4 protein-coding genes are annotated in these 3,581 nt (G+C 64.6%); all 4 read left to right on the forward strand.

The window, feature by feature from the left end:
* Positions 1 to 546: ABC transporter substrate-binding protein (locus EN935_RS26655; RefSeq protein ID WP_245489058.1), on the forward strand; the 546-nt coding region annotated here is incomplete at its 5' end.
* A gap of 67 nt (positions 547 to 613) precedes the next feature.
* Positions 614 to 1,561 (forward strand): ABC transporter permease, encoded by a 948-nt coding sequence (locus tag EN935_RS26660; protein WP_127264710.1) that lies wholly within the window; start codon positions 614 to 616, stop codon positions 1,559 to 1,561.
* Positions 1,558 to 2,427 carry an ABC transporter permease gene (locus EN935_RS26665; RefSeq protein WP_127264709.1) on the forward strand — a complete coding sequence of 290 codons (870 nt, stop codon included), beginning with the start codon at positions 1,558 to 1,560 and terminating at the stop codon, positions 2,425 to 2,427. Before EN935_RS26660 ends, EN935_RS26665 begins: the two co-directional genes overlap by 4 nt.
* On the forward strand, positions 2,424 to 3,581 hold a 1,158-nt coding region (locus EN935_RS26670; RefSeq protein WP_164771361.1), incomplete at its 3' end, for an ATP-binding cassette domain-containing protein. The genes EN935_RS26665 and EN935_RS26670, both read left to right, overlap by 4 nt.

Raw genomic sequence — 3,581 nt, forward strand, 5'->3', positions numbered from 1 at the left:
AACAAGGACTATGTCGACCTCACCGGCCGCTACCCGCATGATGTCGCCAAGGCCAAGGAATTGCTGAAAGAAGCAGGGCTGGAGAAAGGCTTCAAGGCGACGCTGAAACTGCCGCCGCCCGGCTATGCCAGGCTGGGCGGCGAAATCATCGCCTCGCAACTTCGGGACGTCGGCATCGATCTGGAAATCATTCCGGTCGAATGGGCACAGTGGCTGGATCAGGTGTTCACCAAGAAGGATTACGACCTGACCATCGTCTCCCACACCGAACCCAACGACATCGATATCTATTCGCGCAAGGATTATTACTTCAACTACGACAACCCGGCCTTCGACAAGTTGATTGCCGATCTCGGCGTCACCTCCGACGAAGCCAAGCGCAAGGAATTGCTGGGGCAGGCGCAGAAGATCCTGGCCGACGACGCCGTGGTCGGCTTCCTCTACGAATTACCGAAGGTCGGCGTCTGGGACGCCAAGCTGCAGGGGCTCTGGGAAAACGCTCCGATCCAGGCCAATGACCTGACCAAGGTGAAGTGGAGCGAGTGAGGCTGTTGGACAACAGGCGAAACCTGCATTCCGTCGCACTGGGCAAAACAGCGGTCCCCCACCTTCCATGACCGCCTACCTCCTCAAGCGCCTCGCCATTGCGCTCGCCACGCTGTTGCTGGCTTCGATGGTGGTGTTCGCCGTCCTGGAGATCCTGCCCGGCGACCCGGCGCGGCTGATGCTGGGCATGAACGCCAGTGCCGACCAGGTCGAGCTGCTGCGCAACCAGATGGGCCTCAACGCGCCACTTGGCCTGCGCTATCTGCACTGGGCCGGCGGCCTGCTCAGCCTCGATTTCGGCCGCTCCTACACCTATTCGGTGCCGGTCATCGACCTGGTGCGCGAACGGCTTGCCGTCTCGCTGCCGCTGGCGCTGATTGCGCTTGCGCTCTCCACCATCATCGCGATTCCCGTCGGCCTGTTTTCCGCCAGCCGGCGTGGGCGGGCCGGTGATACGATTTCCATGGGCGCCGCACAGCTCGGCGTCGCCGTGCCCAATTTCTGGTTCGCGCTGATGCTGATCTATGTCTTCGCCGTCTGGCTGCGGCTGGTCCCTGCCGGCGGCTTTCCCGGCTGGAGTGCCGGCATCTGGCCAGCCTTGAAATCGTTGCTGCTGCCGGCAGTGGCGCTTGCCTTGCCGCAAGCCGCGATCCTGGCGCGCGTCACCCGCTCGGCGCTGATCGAGGTCCTGAACGAAGACTATATCCGCACCGCCCGCGCCAAAGGCCTACCCTATCGCGCCGTGCTGTGGCGGCATGCACTGCGCAACGCCATGATTCCGGTGCTGACCATCCTGGGCCTGCAGTTCGCCTTCCTGCTTGCCGGCACCATCATCATCGAGAATGTGTTTTATCTGCCCGGCCTCGGCCGGCTGGTGTTCCAGGCGATCACCCAGCGCGACCTGATCGTCGTCGAAAGCGTGGTCATGCTGCTGGTCGCCGCCGTCATTGCCGTCAACCTCCTCGTCGACTTGTCCTACGCGCTCGTCGATCCGCGCCTGAGAAGCCGGCAATGACGCTGTACATCGACATCCCTGAGGAGACGTTCGGCAGCATCCTGGCCAAGGCCTTCAGGAACACCGCCTTCGTTACCGGTTTCGTCATCACCTTGCTGATCCTGGCCATGGCGATCGTCTCCTATGCCTGGGCGCCCTACGACGTCACGAAACTGGTGATATCGGACAAGACGCAGGCGCCCTCGCTGGCGCACTGGTTCGGCACCGATCATTTCGGCCGCGACATCCTGTCGATGGTCATGGTCGGCGCCCGCAACTCGATTGCCGTGGCGCTCGTCGCGGTCGGCATCGGCATGGGGGTCGGCGTGCCGCTCGGCGCCTTTGCCGCGGCACGCGGCGGTCTCGTCGACGAGGCGCTGATGCGACTGAACGATCTCGTCTTCGCCTTCCCTGCTCTGCTGTCGGCGATCATGATCACCGCCATCTTCGGGCCAGGCGCCATCAACGCCATCATCGCCATCGGCATCTTCAACATCCCGGTCTTTGCACGTGTCGCCCGCGCCGGCTCGCTGGCGATCTGGCCGCGCGAGTTCATTCTGGCCGCGCGCGCCGCCGGCAAGAGCAGCACGCAGATATCCATCGAACATGTGCTGCCCAACATCGCCACCCTGCTTCTGGTGCAAGGCACCATCCAGTTCGCGCTGGGCATCCTGGCCGAGGCCGGGCTTTCCTATCTGGGCCTCGGCGCCCAGCCGCCAATGCCGAGTTGGGGCCGCATGCTGTTCGACGCGCAGACCCGCATGGTGGTGGCGCCGTGGATGGCGATCTTTCCCGGCATGGCGATCGTTCTCACCGTGCTCGGGCTGAACCTCCTGGGCGACGGCATCGCCGACATCCTCGATCCGAAATCGCGGCGGCAGCGATGAGTTTGCTCGACATCGAGAACCTATCGTTGACCATCGGCGACACGCCGATCCTCAAGGGCATGGAGCTTTCCGTCGCGTCCGGTGAGGTGATGGGGCTGGTCGGCGAATCTGGCTCCGGCAAGTCGATGACCGCGCTGACGGTGATGCAGCTCCTGCCCCATGCCGCGCGCGCCACCGGACGCGTTGCTTTCGACGGCATCGACATCCTCGCGGCAACCGAAGACCAGATGTGCGCGCTGCGCGGCGACGACATCGGCATGGTGTTCCAGGAGCCGATGACGGCGCTCAATCCGGTCAAGACCATCGGCGAACAGGTTGCCGAAGGCATACGCTGGCACACCAAGGCCAGCCGCGCCGAGGCCGAAGATCGGGCGCGAAAAATGCTCGACCGCGTCGGCCTGCCCGAAGCGAAATTCCCGATGTCGCGCTATCCGCACGAACTGTCGGGTGGCCAGCGCCAGCGCGTCGTCATCGCCATCGCTTGCGCGCTGAAGCCGAAGCTGCTGATCGCCGACGAACCGACGACGGCGCTCGATGTGGTGCTGCAGGCACAGATCCTCGACCTCCTGCGCGACCTCGTCGCCGAAGGCCGCATGGGCCTGCTCCTGATCTCGCACGACCTCGCCGTGGTGACCGAGATGGCCGACCGCATCACCATCCTGCGCCGCGGCGAGGTGATGGAGGCCGGAGACACGGCACGCACGCTGTCCGAACAGCTCCACCCCTACACGCGCCAACTGGCCCAGGCCTCGATGCACGTGCCGGCGCGCGCTAGGCCGCACGGCATCGAGACGGGCCGACCTTTGCTTCAGGTCGAGGGCGTGACCCGCGACTATCCCGGCCGGCGTACCTCGCTGTTCAAGCGCGCGCCTGGTATCCGCGCTGTCGACGACGTCTCGCTGTCGATGGCCCCGGGTCAATCGGTGGCGCTGGTCGGCCGCTCCGGCTGCGGCAAGTCAACGCTCGCCCGCATGATCCTGGCGCTGGATCGGCCGACATCGGGCACGATCTCGTTTCGTGGCGAGACTATCACTGGCGAGAGCGAAGCCGAGCTGAAGCCGGCGCGACGCGACATGCAGGTCGTTTTTCAAGATCCCTACGGATCCTTCGACCCGCGCCAGAAGGTAGAAAAACTGGTCGCCGAACCCCTGCAT

This window comes from Mesorhizobium sp. M7D.F.Ca.US.004.03.1.1, from assembly GCF_003998635.1.
Classification (GTDB): Bacteria; Pseudomonadota; Alphaproteobacteria; order Rhizobiales; family Rhizobiaceae; genus Mesorhizobium; species Mesorhizobium loti.

Bases quoted from the DNA above. Each gene is read 5' to 3' on its own strand.
- EN935_RS26660 (WP_127264710.1), top strand. From the start codon at position 614: ATGACCGCCTACCTCCTCAAGCGCCTCGCCATTGCGCTCGCCACGCTG.
- EN935_RS26665 (WP_127264709.1), top strand. From the start codon at position 1,558: ATGACGCTGTACATCGACATCCCTGAGGAGACGTTCGGCAGCATCCTG.